Source organism: Devosia albogilva (assembly GCF_042685625.1).
Classification (GTDB): domain Bacteria; phylum Pseudomonadota; class Alphaproteobacteria; order Rhizobiales; family Devosiaceae; genus Devosia; species Devosia albogilva.
The window spans coordinates 734,829-759,100 of record NZ_JBHUNP010000001.1 but is presented as its reverse complement, the minus strand read 5'-3'; the positions used below and the strand labels follow the sequence as shown (position 1 = coordinate 759,100).

Here is a 24,272-nt window from a genome sequence, read left to right as displayed (position 1 = left end):
TTTCACAGATGTGCTCCTCCCCCTTCGAGGGGGAGGTTGGGTGGGGGTGTAGCGTGAACTCCGCCGCCCTCTCCGCCTTCTTCGCCGAGAACCCCGTCGCCATCGTGTGCGAACTGACGTCGGTGCGGGGGTCGTCGCCGCGGGAGCGGGGGACGTTCATGGTGGTGGGGCCGGAGGGGACGGTCGGCACGATCGGGGGCGGGGCGCTCGAATATCTGGTGATCGAACATGCGCGGCGGCTGATCGCCGACGGGCGGGCGGAAGAGGCGATGGACGTGCCGCTGGGGCCGGAGATCGGCCAATGTTGCGGCGGACGGGTCGCGGTGCGGCTGCGGCATGCGGGGGCAGGGCTCAGAGCGGAGCTGGTGGAGCGGATCGCGGCGGAAGAGGCGGGGCGGCCGGCAGTCTATGTATTCGGGGCCGGGCATGTGGGGCGGGTGCTGGCGCAGATCCTGGCGCTGTTGCCGGTGAAGCTCGAGGTGATCGATACGCGGGGCGAGGAACTGGCGCTGCTGCCGGCGGGCATCGTCGGGCACCGGGTGGCGATGCCGGAGGCGGTGGTGCGGCAGGCGCCCCGAGGCAGCAGCTTCGTGATCGTGACGCATGACCATGCGCTCGATTTCCTGATCGCGCTCGAAGCGCTGAAGCGGACCGACAGTCCCTATGTCGGGATGGTCGGTTCGCAGACGAAGCGGGCGAAGTTCGCGAGCTGGTTCCGCGAGCAGGGCGGGGACGAGATAGCGCTCGCGCGGCTGGTATTACCCATTGGCGCGCAAGGGCTTGGGGATAAACGGCCGGAAGTGATCGCCGCGCTGGCGGCGGCCGAAATAATGGTACAGATTGGTCGAGGGGAAGCTGATGTCGCGCGGGCACGCGCCTCCGGACCATCGGAGGTGGTGATTGGACGCTAGTATGCCGCATCGGCTGGAATTGACCGGTATCACCAAGCGCTTTCCCGGCGTTCTCGCCAACGACAACGTGTCCTTTGCGGTGCGGCCGGGCGAAATCCATGCGCTCCTGGGCGAGAACGGCGCCGGCAAATCGACCCTGGTCAAGATGATCTACGGCATCATGCAGCCCGATGCCGGCGAAATCCGCTGGAACGGCGAAGTGGTGACGGTGCCGAACCCGAAGGCGGCGCGGCGGCTCGGCATCGGCATGGTGTTCCAGCATTTCTCGCTGTTCGAGGCGCTGACGGTGCTGGAGAACATTGCGCTCGGGATGGACAGCAAGATCCCGGCGCGCGAGCTCGAGGGGCGCATCCGCGACGTGATGCAGACCTATGGGCTCTTGCTCGACCCGCACCGCACGGTGGCGACGCTGTCGGTGGGCGAGAGGCAGCGCATCGAGATCGTGCGGGCGCTGCTGCTCAATCCGAAACTGCTGATCATGGACGAGCCGACCTCGGTGCTGACGCCGCAGGAGGTGGAGCAGTTGTTCGCGGTGCTGCGGCAACTGGCGGCGGAGGGGTGCTCCATCCTCTACATCTCGCACAAGCTGCACGAGATCAAAGCGCTGTGCGACACGGCGACGATTTTGCGCGGGGGGCGGCTGGTGGATACGTGCGACCCCAAGGTCGAGACCAGCCGGTCCATGGCCGAAAAGATGATCGGGGCCGGGCTCAAGGACATCGTGCGCGGCGAGGGCCGGAGTTTCGGGGCGCCGAAACTGGTGGTGTCGCGGCTGTCGACCGTCGGGGACGGGCATTTCGACGTGCCGGTCAGGGATGTGAGTTTCACCGTGCGTGCCGGCGAGATCTTCGGCATCGCCGGGGTGGCGGGCAATGGGCAGAACGCGCTGCTCGATGCGCTGTCGGGCGAAATCCATGGCGACGATCGCGAGGCGATCTCGCTCGACGGTCAAGCGGTGGGGCTGATGAACACCACCGAGCGGCGGCGGCGCGGGATGTGCGCGGTGCCAGAAGAGCGCAACGGCCATGCGGCGGTGGGCGAATTCACGCTGAGCGACAATTCGGTGCTGACGGCGCGCGACCGGCTCGGCATGGTGATGATGGGGCTGATCAATTCGGGCGCCGCCAAGACCTATACGGGCAAGGTGATCGCCGACTTCGCCGTCAAGGCGCTGGGGCCGGGCTCGACGGCAGGGTCGCTGTCGGGCGGGAACCTCCAGAAATACATCATGGGTCGCGAGATCCTGCAGAAGCCGAGCGTGCTGGTGGTGTCGCAGCCGACCTGGGGCGTCGATGCAGGTGCGGCGGCGGCTATCCACCAGGCGCTGGTGGACCTGGCGGCGGCGGGGTCGGCGATCGTGGTGATCAGCCAGGACCTCGATGAACTGCGAGCGCTCTGCGACACGCTGGCGGTGATCAATATGGGGCGGCTGAGCGAGGCGCGGCCGGTGGGGGATTTCAGCATCGAGGAGATCGGGCTGTTGATGGGTGGGGTTCACGGGCAGGGGGAAGTGCGCGATGCCGTTACGGCTTGAGAAGCGGCCCGAACCCAGCAAGGCGATGCTGTACCTGACACCGGTCGGGGCGGTGCTGCTGACCGCGGTCATCGGCATGATCGTGTTCTCGCTGATCGGCTATAACGGCGTCGCCGCGGTGCGCGAGATTTTCCTGACGCCGCTCACCAACCCGCTGAAGTGGCAGGACCTGGCGGTGAAGTCGGCGCCGCTGATCATCATCGCGGTGGGGCTGGCGCTCTGCTATCGCTCCAATGTGTGGAATATCGGCGCCGAGGGGCAGTATGTGCTCGGCGGGCTAGCCGGCACCGGGGTGGCGCTGCTGACGCGCGACATGAGCGGGCCATGGATCCTGCCGCTGATGGTGGTGGCGGGTATGGCGGGCGGCATGGCCTGGGCGTTCATTCCGGCGCTGCTGAGGACCAAGCTCAAGGTCAACGAAATCCTGACCAGCCTGATGCTGACCTATGTCGCCATTCAGCTCTTGAACTACCTGGTGCTCGGGCCGTGGAAGGACCCCATGGGCTTCGGCTTCCCGCAGACGCGGATGTTTACCGCCGACCAGATGCTGCCGCGCGTGGTGCCGGGGACAATCATCCACCTGGGGGCGCCGATCGCCATCGTGGTGGCGCTGGTGGTGTGGTTCGTGATGAGCCGTTCGGTGTTCGGCTACCAGGTCAAGGTGGTTGGCTCGGCGCCGTACGCCGCGCGCTATGGCGGGTTCTCGGTGAACCGGACCATCTGGATGGTGCTGCTGGCGAGCGGCGCGCTGGCAGGACTGGCCGGCGTGCTGGAGGCGGCGGGGCCGTTCGGGCGCATGGTGCCGTCTTTCCCGACGAACTACGGGTTCACGGCGATCATCGTTGCGTTCCTCGGGCGGCTGCATCCGATCGGCATCATCTTTGCCGGACTGGCGCTGTCGATCGTGGTGGTGGGTGGTGAGGTGGCGCAGACGACGGCCGGGCTGCCGCCGGCGGCGGTGGGCATCTTCCAGGCGATGATGCTGTTCTTCCTGCTCGCGAGCGACGTGCTGGTGCGCTACCGCGTGCGTTGGCGCAGCCCGGTGACGGCGGAGGCCACGGCATGAGCAGCGACCTCCTGATCGCCATCATCATCACCCTGATCGGGGCTTCGACGCCGATCCTGATTGCCGCCCTCGGCGAGTTGGTGGTGGAAAAGAGCGGCGTGCTCAATCTCGGCGTCGAGGGCATGATGCTGATCGGCGCGGTGATCGCCTTCGCGGTGACCTACCACACCGGCAATCACTGGCTGGCGATCCTGGCGGCGGCGCTGGCGGCTACCGGCGCGTCGATGATCTTCGCCTTCCTGACGCTGACGCTGTCGGCGAACCAGGTGGCGACGGGACTGGCGCTGACTATTTTCGGCACCGGATTCTCGGCCCTGTTCGGACAGGCCTATACCGGCCGGCCGATCGCCATCTTCGACTCGGTGTTTCCCGATGAACTGGAGCAGCATCCGTTCTGGCGGGTGATCTTCGACCATAGCCCGCTGGTATTCTTCTCGCTGTTCATGGTGGTCGCCATCTGGTGGTTCCTGAAGAAAACCCGGGCCGGGCTGATCCTGCGCGCGGTGGGCGAGAACGACCTGTCGGCGCATTCGATCGGCTATTCGGTGATCGGGGTGCGCTATGCGGCGGTGGCGTTCGGCGGGGCGATGGCGGGCATCGCGGGGAGCTGTTTCCCGCTGCTGCTGACGCCGCAATGGGCCGAGCGGCTGACGGCCGGGCGCGGCTGGATCGCGCTGGCGCTGGTGGTGTTCGCCGCCTGGAAGCCGTTCCGGCTTCTGGCGGGCGCCTATCTCTTCGGGCTGGTGATGGCGATCGAGCTCTACACCAAGGCCTCGGGCAGCACCGGCATCCTCCCTTCGGAATTCTGGGCCGCGCTTCCCTATCTCGCGACCATCGTGGTGCTGGTGCTGATCTCGCTGCGCCGGTCCCAGAACTCGGCGGCGCCGGCCTGCCTCGGCAAGCCGTTCCTGCCCACCCAATAACAACGTCATAACAGGAGAGAACGTAATGACTGTGTTTACCAGGCGTACCGCCCTCAAGATCGGCGCCGCCGGGCTGCTGCTGCCCGCCGTCGGCTCCGTGGCCTTCGGCCAGGACGGGCCGCTCAAGATCGGTTTCGTCAATGTCGGCCCCAAGGACGACAATGGCTGGACCTATGGCCACTGGGTCGGCGCCCAGGCGCTCGAGGAAGAGTTCGGCGACCAGATCGAGATCACCTTCGTCGAGAGCGTGCCGGAAGGCCCGGACTGCGAGCGCGTGCTGCGTGAACTGGCCCAGCAGGGCAACAAGATCATCTTCGCCACCAGCTTCGGGTTCGGCGACTATGTGATCAAGGTGGCGCGCGAGTTCCCGGACGTGATCTTCGAGCACGCCACCGGCTACCAGCGCTCGGAGAATGTCGGCACCTACAATGCGCGCTTCCATGAAGGCCGCGCGGTGATGGGGACGCTGGCCGGGCACCTGAGCAAGACCAACACCATCGGCTATATCGGCTCGTTCCCGATCCCCGAAGTGGTGATGGGCATCAACGCCTTCACGCTCGCTGCCCGCAAGGTGAATCCGGACATCACCGTCAACGTGGTGATGCTGTCGAGCTGGCATGATCCGGCCAAGGAAGCCGACGCTGCCCGTGCGCTGATCGACCAGGGCGCCGACATCATCGCCCAGCACACCGACGGCCCGGCGGCGCTGCAGGTTGCCGAGGAGCGCGGAATCGTCGGCGGCTTCGGCCAGGGCGCGGACATGAGCGCCTTTGCGCCCAACTCGCACCTGAGCGCCATCATCGACGTCTGGGCACCGCACTATATCGACGTCGTCAACGACGTGATGGCGGGCACCTGGGAGTCCGACGACAGCTGGCCGGGCATTGCCGCCGGCGAAGTGGTGATCGGGCCCTACAACGAGAAGATCCCGGCCGAGGTGGTTGCTGCCGCCGAGGAAGTGAAGCAGGGGATCGTGGACGGCACGCTGCATCCGTTCACCGGGCCGATCGTCGACAACACCGGCACCGAGCGCGTGCCGGCGGGCCAGACTATCGACGATGCCGGTCTGTGGGCCATGGACTGGTATGTGGAAGGCGTGAAGGCGTAAGGCTTTCGCACCATGGGAGGCGGGCACATGCCCGCCTCCCGGCACTGCTGCGCGGGGGCACCCCTCACCCTGACCCTCTCCCTGTATGGGCGAGGGAACGATGAACATGGGCGTCCGGCGAAAACCGGCCTCTCACCTCCTGCGTCCCCTCGCCCCTTTGGGGAGAGGGCTAGGGTGAGGGGCTTTCGAGTGGGGTTCTGATGGGCGATCTGGCGATCTTTTATGAGTGGGCGATGTTTGCGGCGCGGTGGCTGCATGTCATCACGGCGATCGCCTGGATCGGTTCGTCCTTCTATTTCATCGCGCTCGACCTGGGCCTGCGGAAGACGCCGAGCCTGCCGCCGCTGGCGCATGGCGAGGAGTGGCAGGTGCATGGGGGCGGGTTCTACCACATCCAGAAATATCTGGTGGCCCCGGACTTCCTGCCCGAGCACCTGACCTGGTTCAAGTGGGAGAGCTACTGGACCTGGCTCAGCGGCTTCATGCTGCTGGTGCTGCTCTATTATGTCAGCGCCGACCTCTATCTGATCGACCGCAATGTGCTGGACGTGCCGAACTGGGCGGCGATCGCGCTGTCGGTCGGCTCGATCGTGCTCGGCTGGGTGCTCTACGACGCCTTGTGCAAGTCGCCGATCGGGCAATCGACCACCGGGCTGATGCTGGTGCTGTTCGCGATCCTGGTGGCGATGAGCTGGGGCTATACGCAGATCTTCACCGGGCGCGCGGCGCTGCTCCACATGGGGGCGTTCACGGCAACGATCATGGCCGCCAATGTGGCGATGATCATCATCCCCAACCAGAAGATCGTGGTGGGGGACCTCAAGGCCGGACGGGTGCCGGACGCCAAGTATGGGCGGATCGCCAAGCAGCGGAGCCTGCACAACAACTACCTGACGCTGCCGGTGATCTTCTTCATGCTCTCTGGCCACTACCCGCTGGCGTTCGCGACCGAGTGGAACTGGATCATTGCCTCGCTGGTGTTCCTGATCGGGGTGGTGATCCGGCACTATTTCAACACGCGGCACGCGCGGAAGGGCAATCCGCACTGGACCTGGGGCGTGGCGGTGGTGCTGTTCCTGGTCGTTGCGTGGCTGTCGACGGGGCCGAAGCTCGACGGCTCGGCGGCGACAGTGGCATCGCGGGCGGCGGAGCCGTTCATGGCGGCCGAGCACTTCCAGCAGGCGAGCCTGACGGTGCAGACCCGCTGCGCCATGTGCCATACGGCAGAGCCGGTGTGGCCGGGCGTCTATGAGGCGCCCAAGAACGTGATCCTCGACACTGATGTGGCAGTCGCCAACCATGCGCGTGAGGTGGCGATGCAGGCGGGGTATTCGCATGCCATGCCGCCGGGCAATGTCACCGAGATGACCGCCGAGGAGCGGGCGCTTCTGGTCGCCTGGTTCCGCGAGGGATCCGGATGGTGACCCGCACTGTCCTGAGGGGCCGGGTGCTGAGCTTCCTGCGCGAGCCGCTCGGCATCGACGACCACGAGAGCTACCGCTATCTCCAAGACGGAGCAGTGGTGATCGAGAGCGGCCGCATCGTCCAGGTGGAAGATTTCGCGCCGGCGCATGCGGACGGGGCGGAGGTGATCGACCACCGGCCGCATTTGATCATGGCGGGCTTCATCGACCTGCACCTGCATTATGTGCAGAGCCAGATCATGGCGGCCTATGCGGGGTCGCTGCTCGAATGGCTCAACACCTACACCTTCATCGAGGAGCAGAAGTTTTCGCAGCAGGGGCATGCGGGAGCGGTGGCGACGGCGTTCTATGATGAACTGATCCGCCACGGCACGACGACGGCGGTAGCCTATTGCTCGAGCCATCCGGCCTCGGTGGATGCCTATTTCGCCGAAGCCGAGCGGCGCAACATGCTGATGGTCGGCGGCAAGGTGATGATGGACCGAAATGCGCCGGAAGCGCTCTGCGACACGGCGCAGTCGGGCTATGACGACAGCAAGGCGCTGATCGCGCGCTGGCATGGGCGCGGGCGCAGCCTCTATGCGATCTCGCCACGCTTCGCCATCACCTCGACGCCGGCGCAGATGGAGGCCTCGCGGGCGCTGGCGGCGGAGCATCCCGACGTCTATGTACAGACGCATCTGAGCGAGAACGACGAAGAGATCCGCACCTCGATGCAGCTCTATCCGGACTCGCCGGACTACACGGGCATCTACGAGGACTACGAGCTGCTGGGCCCGCGGACGCTGATGGGGCACAGCATCCACCTCAACCACCGCGAGACGGCGGTGATGGCGGAGACCGGGACGGTGGCGGTGTTCTGCCCGACCTCGAACCTGTTTCTTGGTTCGGGCCTGTTCGACCGCGAGCGGCTGGTGAAGCACGGGGTGCGGGTGGGGATCGCCACCGATATCGGCGGTGGCACCAGCTTCTCGATGCTGCGGACGCTGGACGAAGGGTACAAGGTGCTGCAGCTCCGGGGCCAGCGGCTCAACCCGTTCACCTCGTTCTTCATGGCCACCTTGGGCAATGCGCGGGCGCTGTCGGTCGAAGGCACGATCGGGGCGGTGGCGCCGGGAAACACGGCGGACCTGGTGGTGCTCGATGCCGGGGCGACGCCGGCGATGGCGCTGCGGCAGCGGACGCTGGGGAGTCTCGCCGAAGAACTGTTCCTGCTCCAGACCATGGGCGACGATCGCTCGGTGGCCGAAGTCTATGTGGCTGGTGCAAGGGCGAAGTCTACTTTAGGCGGCTTGTGACACCCCAGGGCATGGCCTAGGTTGCCGCGCGAATACGCGCGCCGTCCAAGGAACGACCATGACCGACTACCTGCCGAAGTCCGGCCTCGAGGTTCATCGCCTGCTGGTGGAATTCATCGAAGGGGAAGCCCTGCCGGGCCTTGCGGTAACTCCCGAGCAGTTCTGGAACGGGTTTGCGGCACTGGTCGCCGAGCATGCCGAGACCAACCAGCGCCTCCTGGCGCGGCGGGACGAGCTGCAGGCGAAGATCGACGAGTGGCACCACAAGTACGGTCCGGTCGCAAGCAACCCGCAGGGCTACGAGTTCTTCCTCAAGGACATCGGCTACATCGTGCCGGAGCCCGAGGATTTTTCCATCGAGACCAAGGGGCTGGACCCCGAGATCAGCACGGTCTGCGGCCCGCAACTGGTGGTGCCGGTATCCAACGCTCGCTATGCGCTCAATGCCGCCAATGCGCGCTGGGGCAGCCTTTATGATGCGCTCTATGGCACCGACGTGATCGATCGCGACGGCGAGCTGGCGCCCGGCGGCAGCTACAATCCGAAGCGCGGTGCCGCAGTGGTGGCGCGGGCGGCCGAGTTTCTCGACCAGGCGGTGCCGCTGGCGACGGGCAGTCATGCCGAGGTCACCGGCTACCATGTGGTCAAGGACGGCGAGACGCGGCGGCTCGAGGTGGACACGCCGGCGGGGCGGACGGGGCTGAGGGACCCGGGCGCATTCGTCGGCTATGGCGGCACCCAGGAGCGCGGCGAGCTGGTGCTGCGGCACAACGGGCTGCATGTGATCCTGGTGATCGATCCCGGCAGCGTCATCGGTGGCGCGCACAAGGCGGGGCTCAGCGACGTGCTGGTCGAGGCGGCGCTGACCACGATCCAGGACTGCGAGGACTCGGTCGCGGCAGTGGATGCCGAGGACAAGGTCGGCGTCTATCGCAACTGGCTCGGCCTGATGAAGGGCACGCTGGAGGACACGTTCAACAAGGGCGGCAAGACCGTCACGCGCCGCCTCAAGGGCGACCGCACCTACAAGGACGCCAACGGCCAGGAACTGGTGCTCAAGGGCCGCTCGCTGCTGCTGGTGCGCAATGTGGGGCACCTGATGACCACCGATGCGGTGCTGCGCGACGGCAAGCCGATCGGCGAGGGGCTGATGGATGCGGCGGTGACGGCGCTGTGCGCGCTGCACGACCAGGGGCGCAACTCGCGCACCGGGGCGATCTACATCGTCAAGCCGAAGATGCACGGGCCGGAGGAAGTGCGCTTCGCCTGCGCGATCTTTGCTTCGGTGGAGCGGATGCTGGGGCTCGAGCCGAACCGCATCAAGATCGGCATCATGGACGAGGAGCGGCGGACGTCGGCCAACCTCAAGGCGGCGATCTACGAGGCGCGCCACCGGGTCTTCTTCATCAATACCGGCTTCCTCGACCGCACCGGCGACGAGCTCCACACCTCGATGGAGGCCGGGGCAGCGCTGCGCAAGGACGAGATCAAGGGCGAGCGCTGGATCAGCTCCTATGAGGACCGCAACGTGCTGATCGGCCTTGCCACCGGCTTCTCCGGGCGGGCGCAGATCGGCAAGGGCATGTGGGCGCAGCCGGACAACATGGCGGCGATGATGCGTTCCAAGATCGGCCATCCCAATGCCGGCGCCAACACGGCCTGGGTGCCGTCACCGACGGCGGCGACGCTGCATGCGCTGCACTATCATGAGGTCGACGTGTTCGAGGCGCAGCGCCGGCGGCACAATCAGCCGCTGCCCTCGCTCAGCGATCTGTTCTCGATGCCGGTGCAGGCGCCGTTCTCGCTCAGCCGCGAGGAGATCAACCGCGAGCTCGAGAACAATGCCCAGGGCATTCTCGGCTATGTGGTGCGCTGGGTGCAGCAGGGGGTCGGGTGCTCCAAGGTGCCGGACATCAACGATGTCGGGCTGATGGAGGACCGGGCGACCTGTCGCATCTCCTCGCAGCACATCGCCAACTGGCTGCGGCACGGGCTGACCACGCGCGACGAGGTCACGTCCATCTTCGAGCGCATGGCTTCGGTGGTGGATGCGCAGAATGCGGGTGATCCGCTGTACCGGCCGATGGCGGAGAATTACCAGTCGGTCGCCTTCCAGGCGGCGCTGGACCTGGCGCTGCACGGCGCCGACCAGCCGAGCGGCTATACCGAGCCGATCCTGCATGCGGCGCGGCGGCGGCGGAAGGCGCGGGATGCTGCGGCGCGCTGAGGGGTAGGTCGGGTCTTCCCTCCTTCAGGGAGTGACCGAGGGTGGGCTCGGGAGAAGTCAAGGCCACCCCCACCCCAGCTCTGCTACGGCCCTGCGGGCCTAGCGACGCTACCCTCCCCTCAAGGGGGAGGGAGGGCAGAACACAAAGTCTAGTGTAGCTCGTAGGTCGGCAGTTCCAGCTTCGTGCCGTCGTGATGGATGGTGATGTCGTTGGCGACGAGTGTGGTGGCGGTGCCGATGGGTTCGTCGGTGCCGAGATTGCGCGCGTAGCGGGGATGGGCGCCGGAGGAGACCTGGAGGCGCAGGCGATGGCCGGCGCGGAAGGTGTGCGCGGTGGCGTGCAGGTTGAAGGTCAGGTGCCAACTGCCGTCGGCGTTGTGCGGCGTCTCCGGGGTGACGCGGAAGAGTTTGTCGCAGATGTTGATCGAGATGCCGTTCGGGCCGACGTCGCACAGGCGGAGGAAGAAATCGGCGTGCGGGACGGTGGCGCTGGCGCGGAGATACACCTTGGCCTGCCCGATCAACGTGAGGTCGGCGGCTAGCGGGGCGCTGGTGTAGCAGAGGACGTCGTCACGGATTTCACGCAGGGCGTTGTCGACGGGACCGGCGCCGGTGAAGGCGAACATGGCGCCGCCGATATTGGGCGTCGGGTCGGCGGGGTCGTAGCGGTAGCTGTCGGTCGCGGGGGCGGGGGGCGGCTTCGGTGTGAGCGCGCCGTCCGGCCCGATGTGCCAAAGGTGAAAACGGGCGCCAGGCGGGGGATAGTGGTCGAACTCCAGCCACTCGTCGCGGCCGGACAGATGGATGCGCACCGGCTTGTCGCGCAGGCCGGTACGGTCGCCGCTGAGATGCGCGCGCATCCAGATGATGGTCTCGCGCAGATTGTCGCGCTGTAGTTCGTCGGCCACGTGGAACCAGGTGCCGACGGTGAGGTAGGGCGTGTGGCCGAGCTCGATCAGCCGCTGGTAGTCAGCGAGCAGTTCGTCGAGCATGAAGTCGTACCAGCCGGAGATGAAGTGGACCGGCGGGGTGCGGTGGCTGAGGCGCGGGCGGTGGTTGAGCGCCGCCCAGAACGCGTCATTGCCGACCGAATGCTCGAACCAGTGGCGCCAGAAGGGCACCTTGTGGCCGGCGACCTTCCGGTCGGCTTCGACCAGCGGCAGGCTCATGGCGGCGGCAGCAGTGCGGCGTTCGATGTCGCCGGAGAACATGCGGGCCGCGGTGGAGAGCGGACGGCTGCGCAGGCCCTCGATGACCTGCAACCAGCTCAGCCAGAGGCCGAGATGGAACGCGCCGGAGGGGAAGACGACAGAGCGGAAGTCGGAGGTCGTCACCTTGGTGGCCATGGCGGCGGTTTCGGGTAGCGCGTCGCTGATCGCCCACTGCGCGTAGCCGAGATAACTCGGGCCGGAGAGGCCGATGCGGCCGTCGTACCAGGGCTGCTCCCTGATCCAGGCCAGGGTCTTGAGCCCGTCGGCCCGCTCATTGGTCAGCGGGTCGAACTCACCGCCGGATTTCTCGGTGCCACGGCAGGCCTGGAGCACGACGTGGAAGCCTCGCTCGGCGTAGGCCTCGGCGATGGGGCCGAAGCCGCGGCGGCCATAGGGCAGGCGCATCAGGATGGTGGGGTGGGGCCCGGCGGATTTCGGGGCGTAGTGGTCGGTCTTGAGCACGACGCCATCATCCATGGTGATGCCGATATTGCGCGTCTTCTTCACGCCGTTGAGGCGCGGGGGCAGGTCCTCGACCCAGGCCAGGTAGAGCGACGACAGGCTCATGGGTCAGCTCACGAAATCGAAGCGGTCGACGTCGAACAGTCCACGGTCGGTCATCTTGAGATGCGGGATGACGGGCAGGGCGAGAAACGCGACCTGCAGGAAGGGCTCGGGCAGGGTGCAGCCGAGATAGCGCGCGGCATCGCGCAGCTTGTGGAGGTCGCGGGCGACCTGCTCGAAGCTGTTGAGGCTCATGAGGCCAGCGAGCGGCAGGGCGAGTTCGGCTGTGACCTTGCCGCCATCGGCGACGACGAAGCCACCGCCGAGTTCGATCAGGCGGTTGACGGCCACGGCCATGTCGGCGTCGTCGGCACCGACCACGGTGATGTTGTGGCTGTCATGCCCGACGGAAGAGGCGATGGCGCCGCGGCGGAGCCCGAAGCCGGTGACGAAGCTGCGACCGATATTGCCGTTGATGCCGTGGCGCTCGATCACGGCGACCTTGATCACGTCGGCGGCGAGGTCCGGCTGCAGGCCGTGTTCGGTGGTGGCGAGGGTAGCCTCTTCGCGGAAGGTCAGGATGAGGCCGGGGCGGACGCCGATCACCGGGACACGGTTCTGTCCGGGCTTGGGTTCGGTGACGAAGGCTTCGACGGTCACCGGCGTCGCCTTCATGGAGGTGAGGCCGACGGGTGCCACGGATCTGCGGGCGGCGAAGAGTTCGGGGGTGACCAAGCGGCCGGCGGCGACGACGTCGGAGACCTGACAGCGCTCGAGATTGTCGAGCAGGACGATGTCGGCGCGCCAGCCGGGGGCGAGCAGGCCGCGGTCGCGGAGGCCGAAGATGCGGGCGGCCGAGTGGCTGGCGGCGCGATAGACGTGGTGGAGGGGACGGCCGCGCGCGATCAGGCGGCGGATGGAGCTGTCGAGGTGGCCCTCCTCGGCGATGTCGAGGGGATTGCGGTCGTCGGTGCAGAGGGCGACGAAGCTCGAGGTGTTTTCGTCGAGGATTTCGGCCAGGGCCTCGAGATCCTTGGAGACCGAGCCTTCGCGAATGAGGATGGCCATGCCCTTGGCGAGCTTTTCGCGCGCTTCGGCGGCGGAGGTGGCTTCGTGGTCGGTGCGGATGCCGGCGGCGAGGTAGCCGTTGAGGGCGGTGCCCGACAGGAGCGGGGCGTGCCCGTCGATATGGCCGTCCTGGAAGGCGACGAGCTTGCTGATGATGCCCGGATCGGCATTGAGGACGCCGGGGAAGTTCATCATCTCGGCGAGGCCGAGGGCCTTGGGATGATCGCGGAAGGGGAGGAGGTCTTCGATCTCGAGGCGGGCGCCGGCGGTCTCGAACTCGGTCGCGGGGACGCAGGAGGAGAGGTTCACCCTTATGTCCATCACCGTCTCGGCGGCGCTGTCGAGGAAGTAGCGGATGCCTTCGGCGCCGAGGACGTTGGCGATCTCGTGCGGGTCGCAAAGCGCGGTGGTGACGCCGTGAGGCAGCACGCAGCGGTCGAACTCCAGCGGGGTGACGAGGGAGGATTCGATGTGGAGGTGGGTGTCGATGAAGCCCGGAACTGCGTAGCGGCCGGCGCCGTCGATGACCGTCTTGCCCTCGTATTCGGCGTGGGTGCCGACGATGCGGTCGCCGACGATGGCGATGTCGGTTTCGGTGACGGTGCCGGTGATGACGTCGAGCAGCCGGACGTTGCGGATGACCAGGTCGGCCGGTTCCTTGCCCTGGCCTGCCATGATCATGCGGATGAGCTCGTCGCGATCAGCCATTGCGTGCCTTTCCGTTTTGCTGCCGAGGGTGGGTCGGCGCCGTCGCCGCGTCAAGGCCGGGGAACCGTGGCGCGATGGCACACGTTGCTCCGGGCAACTTACGGGAGAGCGTCATGCAGACCTATGATCCGAACAAGTCATCGACGGAAGTGCGCCAGGCCAACCCGCGCAAGGGCAATCTGAGGGTGCTGATCGTCGGCCTGATCGGCATCGTCGTGCTCTTTGCCGTCGTCTACTTCATCTACACCGCCACCCAGGTGAACCCTACCTAAACATCATGGTTCGTCTCAGACGCGTGGGGCGCGACGACCTCACCCTGACCCGCCGACGGAGCGGGAAGGGCTTCACCTTCCTCGACGAAACCGGCGCCGTGATCCGCGACCAGGCGGTGCGGCAGCGCATCAGTGCGCTCGGCATTCCGCCGGCGTGGACGGATGTGCGCATCGCCGCGCATGAGCGCGCGCATATCCAGGCGCTGGGGGTCGATGAGGCGGGGCGCACCCAATACATCTACCACGAAGACTGGGAGCGGCGGCGGACCGGACGCAAGCAGCAGCGGCTGGCGCAGCTGACGGCGGCGCTGCCGCGCATCCGGCGGAGGGTCGCGGCGGAACTGGCGGGGCCGGAGGGCAGCCGTAGTTTCGCGCTGGCGCTGGCCGTGGCGCTGATCGACCGCACGGCGATGCGGGTCGGGCGGGAGCGGTATCTCGAAACCAACGGTACGCGGGGGGCGGGGACGCTGTTTACCCGCGACGTCACCGTGCGCGAAGGCAAGCTGCAGCTCAAGTTCTCGGCCAAGGGCAGCAAGAAGGCAGAATACGCCGTGGACGATCCGTTGCTGGTCGATGCGGTGACGCGGATCAAGACCCTGCCCGGAAAGCGGTTGCTGGTTTATCGGGACGACCACGGCAAGGTGCGGCCGATCAATACCGCCGCGATCAATGCGTGGCTGTGTCAGGTCGCCGGCTGCGAGATCTCGGCGAAGGATTTTCGCACGCTGCATGCGAGTGCGCTGGCGGCGGAAGCCCTGGCGGCGCTGGAACTCGGCACGTCGGAAACGGCACGCAAGCGCCAGATCGCCGGGGTGGTCCGGGAAATCTCGCAGGTGCTGCGCAACACCCCGGCCATCTGCCGCAAGTCGTATATCGCGCCGTGCCTGTTCCGCCTGTTCGACGAAGGCAAGCTGCAGGCCGTGTGGGAGACCGCGGGGCGCGCCGGGCCCGGGATCAAGCTGCGTGAACGGCGGCTGGCGGCGGTTCTGGCTGCCGTCTAGGCAGCGCGGCTGCGGCGGAGCGGCGCGTTCCGGGGCTCCGAGAAGATCTCCACGACGCGCTCGGGCGAGACGGGCCCCGAGAACAGGAAGCCCTGCAAGGTATTGCAGCCGAGCCGGGCGAGGATGTCCGCCTGCTCGTCGGTTTCGACGCCTTCGGCCGTGACCTCGATGTTCAGCGCGTGGGCGAGGGTGACGATGGCGTCCGTGATGGCAACGGATACGTGGGCCTCATTGAGCTGGCTGACGAAGGACCGGTCGATCTTGATGCGGTCCACCGGATAGCGCGAAAGATAGCTCATCGACGAATAGCCAGTGCCGAAATCGTCGAGGGCGATCTGGATGCCGGCGCTGCGGAAGGTCCGGAGATTTTGCGAGGAGACCTGCTCGTCATCGAGCAGGATCGACTCGGTGATCTCGAGTTCGAGATCGGTGGCGCGCATGCCGGTTTCGCGGAGAATGTCGAAGACCTGCCCGGCGAAGCGGGGATTGCGCAACTGGGTCGGCGAGATGTTGACCGCGATGGTGCGGCCGGGCTGGCCCGCACCCATCTCGCAGGCGCGGCGCAGCACGAGTTCACCGAGAGCGCCGATCAGGCCGGTATTCTCGGCGATGGGGATGAAGCGAGCGGGCGAGATCTGCCCGAACGTGGGATGGTGCCAGCGCGCCAATGCCTCGGCCCCGATCACCCGGCGGCTGCGCTGATCGACCAATGGCTGGAACGCGACGCTGATCTGAGTCGAGGTGGAGAGTGCTTCGCGCAGCTCGCCCTCGATGGTGTGCTGGAGCCGGAGCAGCTCGCTCATGCGGTCATCGTAGGTGATGGCCCGGTTACGCCCACGGGATTTCGCCTCATATAGAGCAATGTCGGCGCGGCGGATGATCTCCAGCGGATCGGTATCCCGCAGCGGCGTCACCACGATGCCGATGCTGACGCCCACATGGGCCTTGTAGCTGCCCAGCGCGAAGGGCTGGTTGATGGCCTCGACCAGCCGGGCGGCAAGATCCTGCACGCCGCCGGGGGCATCCCTGCTGAGGCTCACCAAGGCGAATTCGTCCCCACCCAGCCGAGCCAGGAACATGTCCTTGCCGGCGATCAGCCGAATGCGGTCGCGAGCGGCGCAAAGAAGGTCGTCGCCGGCCTGGTGGCCGAGGGTGTCGTTGATCTGCTTGAAGCGGTCGAGATCGAGCAGGAGCACCCACAACCGTTCGGACGCCGGCGCGGTGGCCAGGATCGTCGCCAGATGCTGATCGAACAGGGCTCGGTTGGGCAGATCGGTAAGGCCGTCATGCAGCGCCTGGTGCTCGGCCAGGCGGCGCCCGTCCTCCAGGGCATCCGTGGAGCGACGCAGCCGGACCAGTAGCAGATAGAGGATGATGGCGCTGATGCCGACACCGCCTGCCAAGGCCGGCCCCGCCTGGCGGATCAACAGCTCGCTCGGACGGTCGCGGTCCCACTCGAGAAAGGCGACGAAGCGGCCAGCGCGATTACGGATGGGATAGACCGCCCGATGTGAGCTGGCGGAACTGATGGAGGAGAAGGCCGCGTGTTCCAGCGTGTGCTGGGAAGCCAGGGTCGCCGCGAGGTCGGCATCGAGGAACCGGACGCTGGCGAGCAGGGGCTCGGTTCCGGCGGCCTGCGGAAGATCGCCGGTGTTGCTGACAAGCGGCGAGGCGGCGACGATGGCCGGGCGGCCGTCGACGATAGCAAAGTCCGCAGCGGCGCTGCTGTCGCGGGTGGGCGGCGGCTGGCTTCTGGCCAACGAAATGATCGGTTGGAGCTGGGCGCGGAGCGGAGCCATGTGGTCGGAGGCTTCGGGTTCCCCGCGGTCCATGGCGTAGAGCGGCACGCCCTCGCCGGATACCAGCAGGGTGCGGTCATGCCCGTAATAGACGTGCATGTAGGTGCCTAAATGCGTATGGACCCATTCCGGATCGAAGGCGATCGCGGTGTTTCGGACGGCGTCGTCCCAGATGGCAATGCCGGTCTGATCGTGGCCGACCTGCAGGCGCAAGCGTTCGAGGGCCCGCGCAGCCATTTCCGCCTGCCGTTCCAGAGCGCGCCGATCGATGTTGTCGGCCGACCAGAAGAAGAAACCGAGCACGGCAACAGAGGCCAGGACCAGACCCACGATTGCCGGAAGCAAGGTGGCGGCCGACTGGTACCACGGCGATCTGCCGGCGGGCTGACTGGTCATGAGGAGATTGGAGGCGGGCGCATTGGCGCTACGCTATCCGGCCATCCATTAGGGACTGGTTACCGGCTGCATCCTCTGTTGGTGCCGTTCGTTAGCCGGCACGGCTTCCGCTCCGGCGGTCGGCTCGCTAGTGTTCGGCACTCGCTTCGCAAAGGACCAGATCATGGCACAGGTGCGCGCCCTTGTTCTCGAACGCCAGCATGAGCTCGCCATGCGGGATATCGACCTGCCGCTCGAGGTCGGACCGGGGATGGTCAGAATCGCGATCCATACGGTGGGCGTGTGCGGCTCGGACGTGCACTATTACACCCATGGCCGGATCGGTCCGTTCGTGGTCGACGCACCGATGGTGCTGGGGCACGAGGCGGCGGGGACGGTGGTCGAGGTCGGCGAGGGCGTGACGCATCTAAAGGTCGGCGACCGGGTGTGCATGGAGCCGGGGGTTCCCGATCCGCAGTCGCGGGCCAGCCGGCTGGGCATGTACAATGTCGACCCGGCGGTGACGTTCTGGGCGACGCCGCCGGTGCATGGAGTGCTGACCTCTGAGGTGGTGCACCCGGCCAACTACACCTTCAAGCTGCCGGACAATGTGAGCTTTGCCGAAGGGGCGATGGTGGAGCCGTTTGCCGTGGGCATGCAGGCGGCGAGCAAGGCACGGATCACGCCGGGCGACACCGCGGTGGTGCTCGGGGCGGGGCCGATCGGCACGATGGTGGCGCTGGCGGCACTGGCGGGTGGTTGTGCGCGGGTGATCATAGCCGATCTCGCCCAGCCCAAGCTGGACATTGCGGCCCGCTACCAGGGGATCATTCCGGTCAACATCCGCGACACCGACCTGGTGGCGGAGGTGGCAAGATTGACCGAGGACTGGGGTGCGGACGTCGTGTTCGAATGCTCCGGATCGCCCAAGGCCTGGGAAACAATCATGCAGTTGCCGCGCCCGGGTGGGGCGATCGTGGTGGTAGGGCTGCCGGTCGAGCCGGTGAAGATCGACATCGCCGCGGCCTCCACCAAGGAGGTGCGGATCGAGAACGTCTTCCGCTACGCGCACCAGTATGACCGGGCCATTGCGCTGATCGCTTCGGGGAAGGTCGACCTCAAGCCGCTGATCTCGGAGACTTTCCCGTTCGAGAAGTCGGTCGAGGCCTTCGACCGCGCGGTCGAGGCGCGACCAAGCGACGTGAAGCTGCAGATCAAGGTCGCCAACGACTGAGCGGAACCGGCATCGCCGGCCCGAATTGAGATGACAGCGTCACTTGCCGCGAGGTCGCCTCATCATGGACGTCGGCAACGAATTCGGGTTTGTGCAAACCTACCTGCCGCAGCACATCATCGCCATCCGGCTGCTGATCGCGGCGCTGCTGGGTGCGGTGATCGGCTTTGAGCGGGAGCGCAACACCGCCGAGGCGGGGCTGCGTACGCACATTCTGGTTTCGGTGGCGGGGTGCCTGTTCACCATCCTCGCCTTCGAGATCTTCCACACCATCGAGAGCGACCAGACGCGATCGGACCCGATCCGCGCGGTGGAAGCCGTGACGGCAGGCATAGCCTTCCTTGGGGCAGGCGCCATCTTCCGCAGCGGCGCCAATGTGCAGGGGCTGACGACCGGCGCAGGCATGTGGCTCGCGGGTGCTGTCGGCGTGGCGACCGCGCTGGGCTACTACATCATCGCTGCGGGAACGGCGCTGCTGGCGGTGCTGGTGCTGGCTGCGCTCAGGGCCTTTGCCCACCAAGTGGTGCGCGGCAGCCAGCAGCTTGCTTCCGAAGTGAATGGAGAGGACGGCCGCGGGGAGAAGCATGTGGAGCCGGACATGCGCTGAGGGACGCGCGCTTGTCCTCATGCCTCTCCCCCCGTGCGGTCGCGACAGGGAGGAGCGTCGCGCCCGCGGGCCTTGCGCAGTCCCCGCTTGGAGTCGGGGGGCGCACTCCGCACCCAATTGGAGGGGCAGGGGCGGAGAATGAAGTGGCCCGGAGGGACGCTTGGGAATGCAGGACCGGCCGAAGCCGACTTGCAGCGCCCCTCCTGACCGGGCACGCGCCCGAAGGCACTTGCCATCTGTATTCGCGGCGCGAGGGAGCGCCGAGAAGCCGGTCTTCGTCGTGGCGCGGCTTCGCCTGTCACGCCTGCTGCGAGCAGGTCGAGACGGCGCCACCGAAGAAGCGAGAACGCTGCCGAAACTATGGTCGAACTCGAAGCTGCACCGGGTCGAAGCCGGAGCACGCGTTCACCGCCGCCAACGGGAAACACTGACGCTCTTGCTTGAGGTACGTGCGTGCGCAAAGGGAAAGGCGGGTAAAGCTGTGTTACCCGGCCTTGCGTTTTACATGTAAAGGCTCACAATCGGGGCATGGAGGCGGAATGAGAACCGCGCCCGATGAGGCCCCCGGACAAGAAACGGTACTGGAAGCGCTAGAGCAGCTCCTGGCGTGGCCGGATATCGCCCGCTCGCCGCAGCTGGCGCGCTTTCTCGAGTACATCGTGCGACGCACCATCGTCGGTGATGCAGAATCGATCAAGGCCTATTCGATCGCGGTCGACGTGCTGGGGCGCCCCAGCGATTTCGATCCGCAGACCGATCCGATCGTCAGGGTACAGGCGCGACGGCTGCGGGCATTGCTGGATGAGTATTATCGCGGGCCGGGTCGAGTCAGCCGGGTGCGCATCGCCTTGCCGACCGGACGTTATGTGCCGCAGTTCACCTGGGCGCCGGATGAGGAACCGACGGAAACGGATACGGTACCGGAGGCAAAGGAGCCGGAGGCGATACCGGGGGGACGGAGGACGGGCCGTTTCCTGCTGACCTGGCTCGGGCTGGCAGCGCTGGCGGTGGGGCTGGGCCTCGTTGCCTATCTGATCGCCGATCTGCGGCTGGTGGAGGGGCTGTCCCGAGATCGGTCCGACCCGCTTGGGCGCCCGCAACTGACGGTGATGGAATTCCAGAACCTGCGCGGGGAGGGCGCCGGCGGGCCGCTATCGGCAGGGCTGGCGATCGAACTGGTCACCGACCTGCAGCAGTTCGGCACCATCGATGCGCGCTACCGCCCCACCGGGGAGGACGACGATGGGGGCGATGGTGGACTGGTGCTGACCGGGATTGTGCGGCCCGATGGCGCGGTGGCGCAGTACAGCGCCATCCTGACCGACAGCCGCAGCGCCGAAGTGGTTTGGAACCTCACCGTGCCCATCAGCGGCCGCGAGGCGCGTGACCCGATGGTACTCGACATCGTGTCGCGGCGGCTCAGCCTGACGCTCGGCAGCCCGCGCGGACCGCTGCATGCCGAGGCGCGGCGGTTGCTGGCGCGGGAGTCGGCGGAGGGGCGGGAGAGCCCTTACCTCTGCCGGGTGTTGTTCGACATCTACCGCGAGACCATGGCCGGGAGTGATGCGGCACGGGCCAGCGCGTGTTTCGGGGCCCTGTCGGAGGCGGAGCGGAGCGAGCCGATGGTGCTGGCGGCGATGGCCAGCCTGACGGCGGAATATGCCAGTCCCGAGGTCAGCCCGCTGGAGACCGAGGCGGACCGGGTGCGGCTGGCGGCTGATCTGTTGGAGCGGGCGCTGAGGCTCGATGCCACTAATGCCTTTGTGTGGCAGCAGCGGGGTTGGTTGCGGGAGCGGACCGGTGATCTCGAGGGGGCGCTGGCGGACTACAAGTCGGCGCTGCAGCTCAATCCGGCCGATGGCGATGCGCTGGCAGCCAATGCCCGGGCGCTGGCGTTTGCCGGGCGAGTGGTGGAGGCGGAGCCGACGGCAACGGGATCGGTGCGCATGACGCCCGACCCGCCGGCCTGGTATTTCGGCGCGCCGGCGCTGATCGAGTTGCGGCGCGGCGCCAATGCGCTGGCGTTGCGATATGCCGAGGCCTATGTGCCGGCCGACCGGGAGCTCGGGCCGATCATCGCCATCCTTGCCGGCCGGGGGGTCGGCAGCAGCACGGCGGTGGATCGCTACCTGCCGCAGGTGCTGGAATGGCCGGCGTTTCGGGCGGAGGGGGTGTTGCCGCGGCTGCGGCAGCGGATCAGCGACGAGACGCTGCTCGAGCAGATCCGCAGCGGCCTGCTCGCCGCAGGCGTGCCGGCAGCGGCGCTGGAGGAGCCGTTCTAGGGACCGAAGCTTGCGCGCGCGAGGGCGACGAAGCGGTTGCCGCGCTCCTCGAAGTTCTTGAACTGGTTGTAGGACGGGGCGCCGGGGGAAAGGATGACGGTGTCGAAGCGCTGGCGGCGTTCGGCGAGGGCCGTCATGGCATGCTCGAGGTTCGGGGCCTCGATCACTTCGACTGCAGGGGCGGCCGCGCGGGCGGCTTCGGCGAGGCGAGTGCCGGTGACCGGCAGGCAGATCAGGGTAATGACGCCGGCGGTGGCGAGGCGGGCGGCGAGGTCGGCATAGTCCTGCTCGCGCTCGTGGCCGCCGGCGATCAGGGCGAGGCGCCGGCCCTGGTAGGCGGCGAGGGCGGCCTTGGTCGCTTCGGGCGTGGTCGAGATCGAATCGTCGACAAAGACGAGGTCACCGAAACGGTGTTCCTCGAGGCGATGGGGTAGGGGCGCGAAGGCGGCGATGCCGGCCAGCACACCGTCAAGGGTGGCGCCGGTGGCGAGGGCGATCTCGGCGGCAAGGCGCGCATTGTCGAGATTGTGGGCGCCGCGGAGGCGGGACCTGGCGACCGCGGCCTCGATGGCGGCGCTTTCGTCGGCATCGAGCTGGCGGACGAGGCGGCGGTGATCGCGCACCGCCTTGGCAACGAGGGCATTGCCGCGGGCGGCGGCGCCCAGCGCAACGGCGAAGCTGCCGTCACGGTCGATCAGGTTGAGCTTGTCGGCATAATAACGCTCGACCGAACCGTGCCAGTCGACATGCTCGGGGTAGAGGTTGGTGACGGCGGCCAGATCGGGCAGGAAGTTCATGTCGGCGGTCTGGTAGCTCGACAGCTCGAAGATGACGACGCTGTTGCGATCGGCGGCTTCCAGGGGCGCAAGGCCGACATTGCCGGCAAGACCGGCGTCGACCCCGGACTTGACCAGCATCAGGTGGGTGAGGGTGGCGGTGGTCGACTTGCCCTTGGTGCCGGTGATGGCGATGACGGTGCGGCCCTGCCGGTAGGTCGCGCCCCAGAGGTTGAGGTTGGAGGTGACCGGAATGCCGGCCTCGCGGGCGAGTTCGAAGATGGGCTTGTAGCGCGACACGCCCGGCGACTTGACGATGGTGCCGAAGCGGCGGTGGGCGATGGCGTCGACCAGTTCGGCCGGCTTGATCGGGATGGTGCCGGAGATGTCGGCCGTGCCGCTGTCCACGGTGATGAACACCGGCAGGTCGGGCTGGCGCGCCTGCAGGAAGGCGCGGGTGGACTGGGCCTCGCGCCCGGCGCCGTAGAGCAGAACCGGAGCGTCAAACCGCATAGGCGGCGACCTTGGCGGCGAGCGCCGGCGGAATATGGTGGTCGTGGCTGTCGGTCAGGCACTCGGCCATGGCGCGCTGCAGCTTCTCTTCGCCGTATTGGGCGAAGAGGTCGGCTTTTACCGCCCGCACTACCGCGTCCTCGTGCCAGTCGGCGTGGCGGGTGAGCGTGTAGAGGCAGGCTGCGGCTTCGAGAATTTCGCCGACGCATTCCCACGGCTTCTGGCCGGCGAGCCCGGCGAGTTCGCGGAAGGAGCGCTCATTGGCGGGATTGTCGAGCAGATCCTGCCCGAAAATGCCGACCAGCCGCTCCTTGGCCATGAAGGGCGCAAAGATCAGGAAGACGAAATGGCATTTGGGGCATTCGCCGCACCAGAGCGGACCGTCATTGCCGTTGAGGCGGAAGTTGCGGTTGCAGCTCGAAAACACGTGGTCGAAGCGGCCGGCATTGGTGAACAGCGAGGCGATGCGCGCTTCGGAATAGGGGCGGAGGAGGGAATAATATTTGAGGGCGCCGCCAGTGGCGTTGGCGAGGGTGTCGGCGAGCAGGAGCTCGAAGCCGAGGGATTTGGAGTATTGGTGGTTGGTCTCGCGGCCGTCGAACTCGACATTGCCCTCGCTGGCGGAGCGCTCGTTGGAGAGCACGATCTCGTCATAGCCGTGGAGCAGCGCGCAGAGGGCCGCGATCATCGAGTTGATGGCGGTGGAGGGCACGTGGCCGTTGAAGTAGCCGGGCTCCTTGCCGAGCCGCACCATTTCGGGGTCGAGGGTGCGGGTGACGTAGAGCGGGGTGACGCCGAGGGCATCGACGGAGGTGACGATCGGGCCCTTGGGATTGACGGCGAAGGGCGTGAACTCGGCGCCGACATGGCTGAGGAGGTCGACGCTGACCAGGGAGTCCTTGCCGCCGCCGATGGGCAGGAGGGCGCGGTGGCGCAGTTCGGGACGGGGAATCGCGCCCTGCGTGTCGGCGGGTGCCTCAAGGGTGAGGCGACCGAAGCGGGCGAGATTGTTGCGGGCGTAGAACTCGCCGAGGCCGTTTTCGTAGACGTCGATGACGAAGGCGCGCTCGGCATCGGTCAGCGGGATGGCGGGCGCGGCAATGGTGAGCGGGGCCTTGAGCTTGAAGTAGCTGGTGCCCAGCACGATGGCGGTGAGGCCGAGGAGCTTGCGGAAAGACGCGGTGTCGGCAAGGGCCGGATCGGCCGGCGCTGGCAGGCGAAGCACTTCGGTGAAGCGGAGGTCGCCCAGCCGGTAGGGCAGGCGGACTTCGCCGGTCGCGGGATCGAAGGCAGGCTCGTCGATGTGGAAGGTGTCGGTCAAGGCAGCGCTCGCGTGGGTGCTCACCATATAGGTGATTTGCGGGCGTGGCGGGAGTGGGGCGAGCGATCGCCCGAGGGGGGCGTCCGGGGGGAAGGGGCGCCGTGGGATAG

The 24,272-nt window shown here is 67.1% G+C and carries 18 protein-coding genes; 13 read left to right on the top strand and 5 right to left on the bottom strand.

The features are described from left to right. The first annotated feature begins 53 nt into the window (after positions 1-53). The 8 genes from xdhC to ACFSX5_RS03845 all read left to right on the top strand — a co-directional run bounded on the left by xdhC (position 54) and on the right by ACFSX5_RS03845 (position 10,491). A complete protein-coding gene (gene xdhC, locus ACFSX5_RS03880; protein WP_386831960.1) occupies positions 54-911 on the top strand; it encodes a xanthine dehydrogenase accessory protein XdhC in 858 nt (285 codons plus the stop codon). A 1-nt stretch (position 912) separates the two neighbouring features. Next, on the top strand, positions 913-2,445 hold the full coding sequence (locus ACFSX5_RS03875; RefSeq protein ID WP_386831958.1) for an ABC transporter ATP-binding protein: 1,533 nt from the start codon (positions 913-915) through the stop codon (positions 2,443-2,445). Further along, positions 2,429-3,511 (top strand): ABC transporter permease, encoded by a 1,083-nt coding sequence (locus tag ACFSX5_RS03870; protein ID WP_386831956.1) that lies wholly within the window; start codon positions 2,429-2,431, stop codon positions 3,509-3,511. Before ACFSX5_RS03875 ends, ACFSX5_RS03870 begins: the two co-directional genes overlap by 17 nt. Continuing rightward, a complete protein-coding gene (locus ACFSX5_RS03865) occupies positions 3,508-4,434 on the top strand; it encodes an ABC transporter permease (RefSeq protein WP_386831954.1) in 927 nt (308 codons plus the stop codon). The genes ACFSX5_RS03870 and ACFSX5_RS03865 overlap by 4 nt, the downstream gene beginning before the upstream one ends. Before the next feature lie 25 nt (positions 4,435-4,459). Next, positions 4,460-5,542 carry a BMP family ABC transporter substrate-binding protein gene (locus ACFSX5_RS03860; RefSeq protein WP_386831952.1) on the top strand — a complete coding sequence of 361 codons (1,083 nt, stop codon included), beginning with the start codon at positions 4,460-4,462 and terminating at the stop codon, positions 5,540-5,542. A gap of 200 nt (positions 5,543-5,742) precedes the next feature. Continuing rightward, complete coding sequence (locus ACFSX5_RS03855) at positions 5,743-6,966, top strand: urate hydroxylase PuuD (RefSeq protein WP_386831950.1); 1,224 nt, start codon at positions 5,743-5,745, stop codon at positions 6,964-6,966. Further along, entirely contained in the window at positions 6,963-8,264 is a 1,302-nt protein-coding gene (gene guaD / locus ACFSX5_RS03850) for a guanine deaminase (protein ID WP_386831948.1), read from the top strand. The genes ACFSX5_RS03855 and guaD overlap by 4 nt, the downstream gene beginning before the upstream one ends. A 58-nt stretch (positions 8,265-8,322) precedes the next feature. After that, complete coding sequence (locus tag ACFSX5_RS03845; protein WP_386831946.1) at positions 8,323-10,491, top strand: malate synthase G; 2,169 nt, start codon at positions 8,323-8,325, stop codon at positions 10,489-10,491. A 149-nt stretch (positions 10,492-10,640) separates the two neighbouring features. Here the strand turns inward: ACFSX5_RS03845 and ACFSX5_RS03840 are convergent, their stop codons facing one another. Further along, positions 10,641-12,269 (bottom strand): CocE/NonD family hydrolase, encoded by a 1,629-nt coding sequence (locus ACFSX5_RS03840; RefSeq protein WP_386831944.1) that lies wholly within the window; start codon positions 12,267-12,269, stop codon positions 10,641-10,643. Between the two features lie 3 nt (positions 12,270-12,272). Continuing rightward, on the bottom strand, positions 12,273-13,982 hold the full coding sequence (gene ade, locus ACFSX5_RS03835; protein ID WP_386831942.1) for an adenine deaminase: 1,710 nt from the start codon (positions 13,980-13,982) through the stop codon (positions 12,273-12,275). A 113-nt stretch (positions 13,983-14,095) separates the two neighbouring features. Here ade and ACFSX5_RS03830 point away from each other — a divergent pair, with 113 nt between their 5' ends. Together ACFSX5_RS03830 and ACFSX5_RS03825 are read left to right on the top strand one after the other, a co-directional pair. Then, positions 14,096-14,254 (top strand): hypothetical protein, encoded by a 159-nt coding sequence (locus ACFSX5_RS03830; RefSeq protein WP_386831940.1) that lies wholly within the window; start codon positions 14,096-14,098, stop codon positions 14,252-14,254. A gap of 5 nt (positions 14,255-14,259) precedes the next feature. Beyond that, positions 14,260-15,255, top strand: coding sequence for a DNA topoisomerase IB (locus ACFSX5_RS03825; RefSeq protein ID WP_386831938.1), 996 nt, complete (start codon positions 14,260-14,262; stop codon positions 15,253-15,255). On the opposite strand, the gene ACFSX5_RS03820 is transcribed toward ACFSX5_RS03825, so the two are convergent. After that, the gene (locus ACFSX5_RS03820) at positions 15,252-17,450 is read right to left on the bottom strand and encodes a putative bifunctional diguanylate cyclase/phosphodiesterase (protein WP_386831936.1); all 2,199 of its coding nucleotides are present in this window, start codon (positions 17,448-17,450) and stop codon (positions 15,252-15,254) included. The two genes, ACFSX5_RS03825 and ACFSX5_RS03820, sit on opposite strands and share 4 nt — an antisense overlap. Before the next feature lie 163 nt (positions 17,451-17,613). On the opposite strand from ACFSX5_RS03820, the gene ACFSX5_RS03815 reads away from it, so the two are divergent. The 3 genes from ACFSX5_RS03815 to ACFSX5_RS03805 all read left to right on the top strand — a co-directional run bounded on the left by ACFSX5_RS03815 (position 17,614) and on the right by ACFSX5_RS03805 (position 21,552). Further along, on the top strand, positions 17,614-18,663 hold the full coding sequence (locus ACFSX5_RS03815; RefSeq protein WP_386831934.1) for an NAD(P)-dependent alcohol dehydrogenase: 1,050 nt from the start codon (positions 17,614-17,616) through the stop codon (positions 18,661-18,663). A 64-nt stretch (positions 18,664-18,727) separates the two neighbouring features. Then, positions 18,728-19,270 carry an MgtC/SapB family protein gene (locus ACFSX5_RS03810; protein ID WP_386831932.1) on the top strand — a complete coding sequence of 181 codons (543 nt, stop codon included), beginning with the start codon at positions 18,728-18,730 and terminating at the stop codon, positions 19,268-19,270. A gap of 539 nt (positions 19,271-19,809) precedes the next feature. Further along, positions 19,810-21,552: a tetratricopeptide repeat protein gene (locus ACFSX5_RS03805; protein ID WP_386831930.1), complete on the top strand. Its 1,743-nt coding sequence runs from the start codon at positions 19,810-19,812 to the stop codon at positions 21,550-21,552. Here ACFSX5_RS03805 and murD read toward each other — a convergent pair. Both murD and ACFSX5_RS03795 read right to left on the bottom strand, forming a co-directional pair. Continuing rightward, positions 21,549-22,841: a UDP-N-acetylmuramoyl-L-alanine--D-glutamate ligase gene (gene murD / locus ACFSX5_RS03800; protein WP_386831928.1), complete on the bottom strand. Its 1,293-nt coding sequence runs from the start codon at positions 22,839-22,841 to the stop codon at positions 21,549-21,551. The two genes, ACFSX5_RS03805 and murD, sit on opposite strands and share 4 nt — an antisense overlap. Then, entirely contained in the window at positions 22,831-24,162 is a 1,332-nt protein-coding gene (locus tag ACFSX5_RS03795; RefSeq protein ID WP_386831926.1) for a hypothetical protein, read from the bottom strand. The genes murD and ACFSX5_RS03795 overlap by 11 nt, the downstream gene beginning before the upstream one ends. Positions 24,163-24,272: the final 110 nt, after the last annotated feature.

Coding starts and splice junctions, on each gene's coding strand:
- ACFSX5_RS03875 (WP_386831958.1), top strand. CDS start 913: ATGCCGCATCGGCTGGAATTGACCGGTATCACCAAGCGCTTTCCCGGC.
- ACFSX5_RS03870 (WP_386831956.1), top strand. CDS start 2,429: ATGCCGTTACGGCTTGAGAAGCGGCCCGAACCCAGCAAGGCGATGCTG.
- ACFSX5_RS03865 (WP_386831954.1), top strand. CDS start 3,508: ATGAGCAGCGACCTCCTGATCGCCATCATCATCACCCTGATCGGGGCT.
- ACFSX5_RS03860 (WP_386831952.1), top strand. CDS start 4,460: ATGACTGTGTTTACCAGGCGTACCGCCCTCAAGATCGGCGCCGCCGGG.
- ACFSX5_RS03855 (WP_386831950.1), top strand. CDS start 5,743: ATGGGCGATCTGGCGATCTTTTATGAGTGGGCGATGTTTGCGGCGCGG.
- ACFSX5_RS03845 (WP_386831946.1), top strand. CDS start 8,323: ATGACCGACTACCTGCCGAAGTCCGGCCTCGAGGTTCATCGCCTGCTG.
- ACFSX5_RS03840 (WP_386831944.1), bottom strand. CDS start 12,269: ATGAGCCTGTCGTCGCTCTACCTGGCCTGGGTCGAGGACCTGCCCCCG.
- ade (WP_386831942.1), bottom strand. CDS start 13,982: ATGGCTGATCGCGACGAGCTCATCCGCATGATCATGGCAGGCCAGGGC.
- ACFSX5_RS03830 (WP_386831940.1), top strand. CDS start 14,096: ATGCAGACCTATGATCCGAACAAGTCATCGACGGAAGTGCGCCAGGCC.
- ACFSX5_RS03825 (WP_386831938.1), top strand. CDS start 14,260: ATGGTTCGTCTCAGACGCGTGGGGCGCGACGACCTCACCCTGACCCGC.
- ACFSX5_RS03820 (WP_386831936.1), bottom strand. CDS start 17,450: ATGACCAGTCAGCCCGCCGGCAGATCGCCGTGGTACCAGTCGGCCGCC.
- ACFSX5_RS03815 (WP_386831934.1), top strand. CDS start 17,614: ATGGCACAGGTGCGCGCCCTTGTTCTCGAACGCCAGCATGAGCTCGCC.
- ACFSX5_RS03810 (WP_386831932.1), top strand. CDS start 18,728: ATGGACGTCGGCAACGAATTCGGGTTTGTGCAAACCTACCTGCCGCAG.
- ACFSX5_RS03805 (WP_386831930.1), top strand. CDS start 19,810: ATGAGAACCGCGCCCGATGAGGCCCCCGGACAAGAAACGGTACTGGAA.
- murD (WP_386831928.1), bottom strand. CDS start 22,841: ATGCGGTTTGACGCTCCGGTTCTGCTCTACGGCGCCGGGCGCGAGGCC.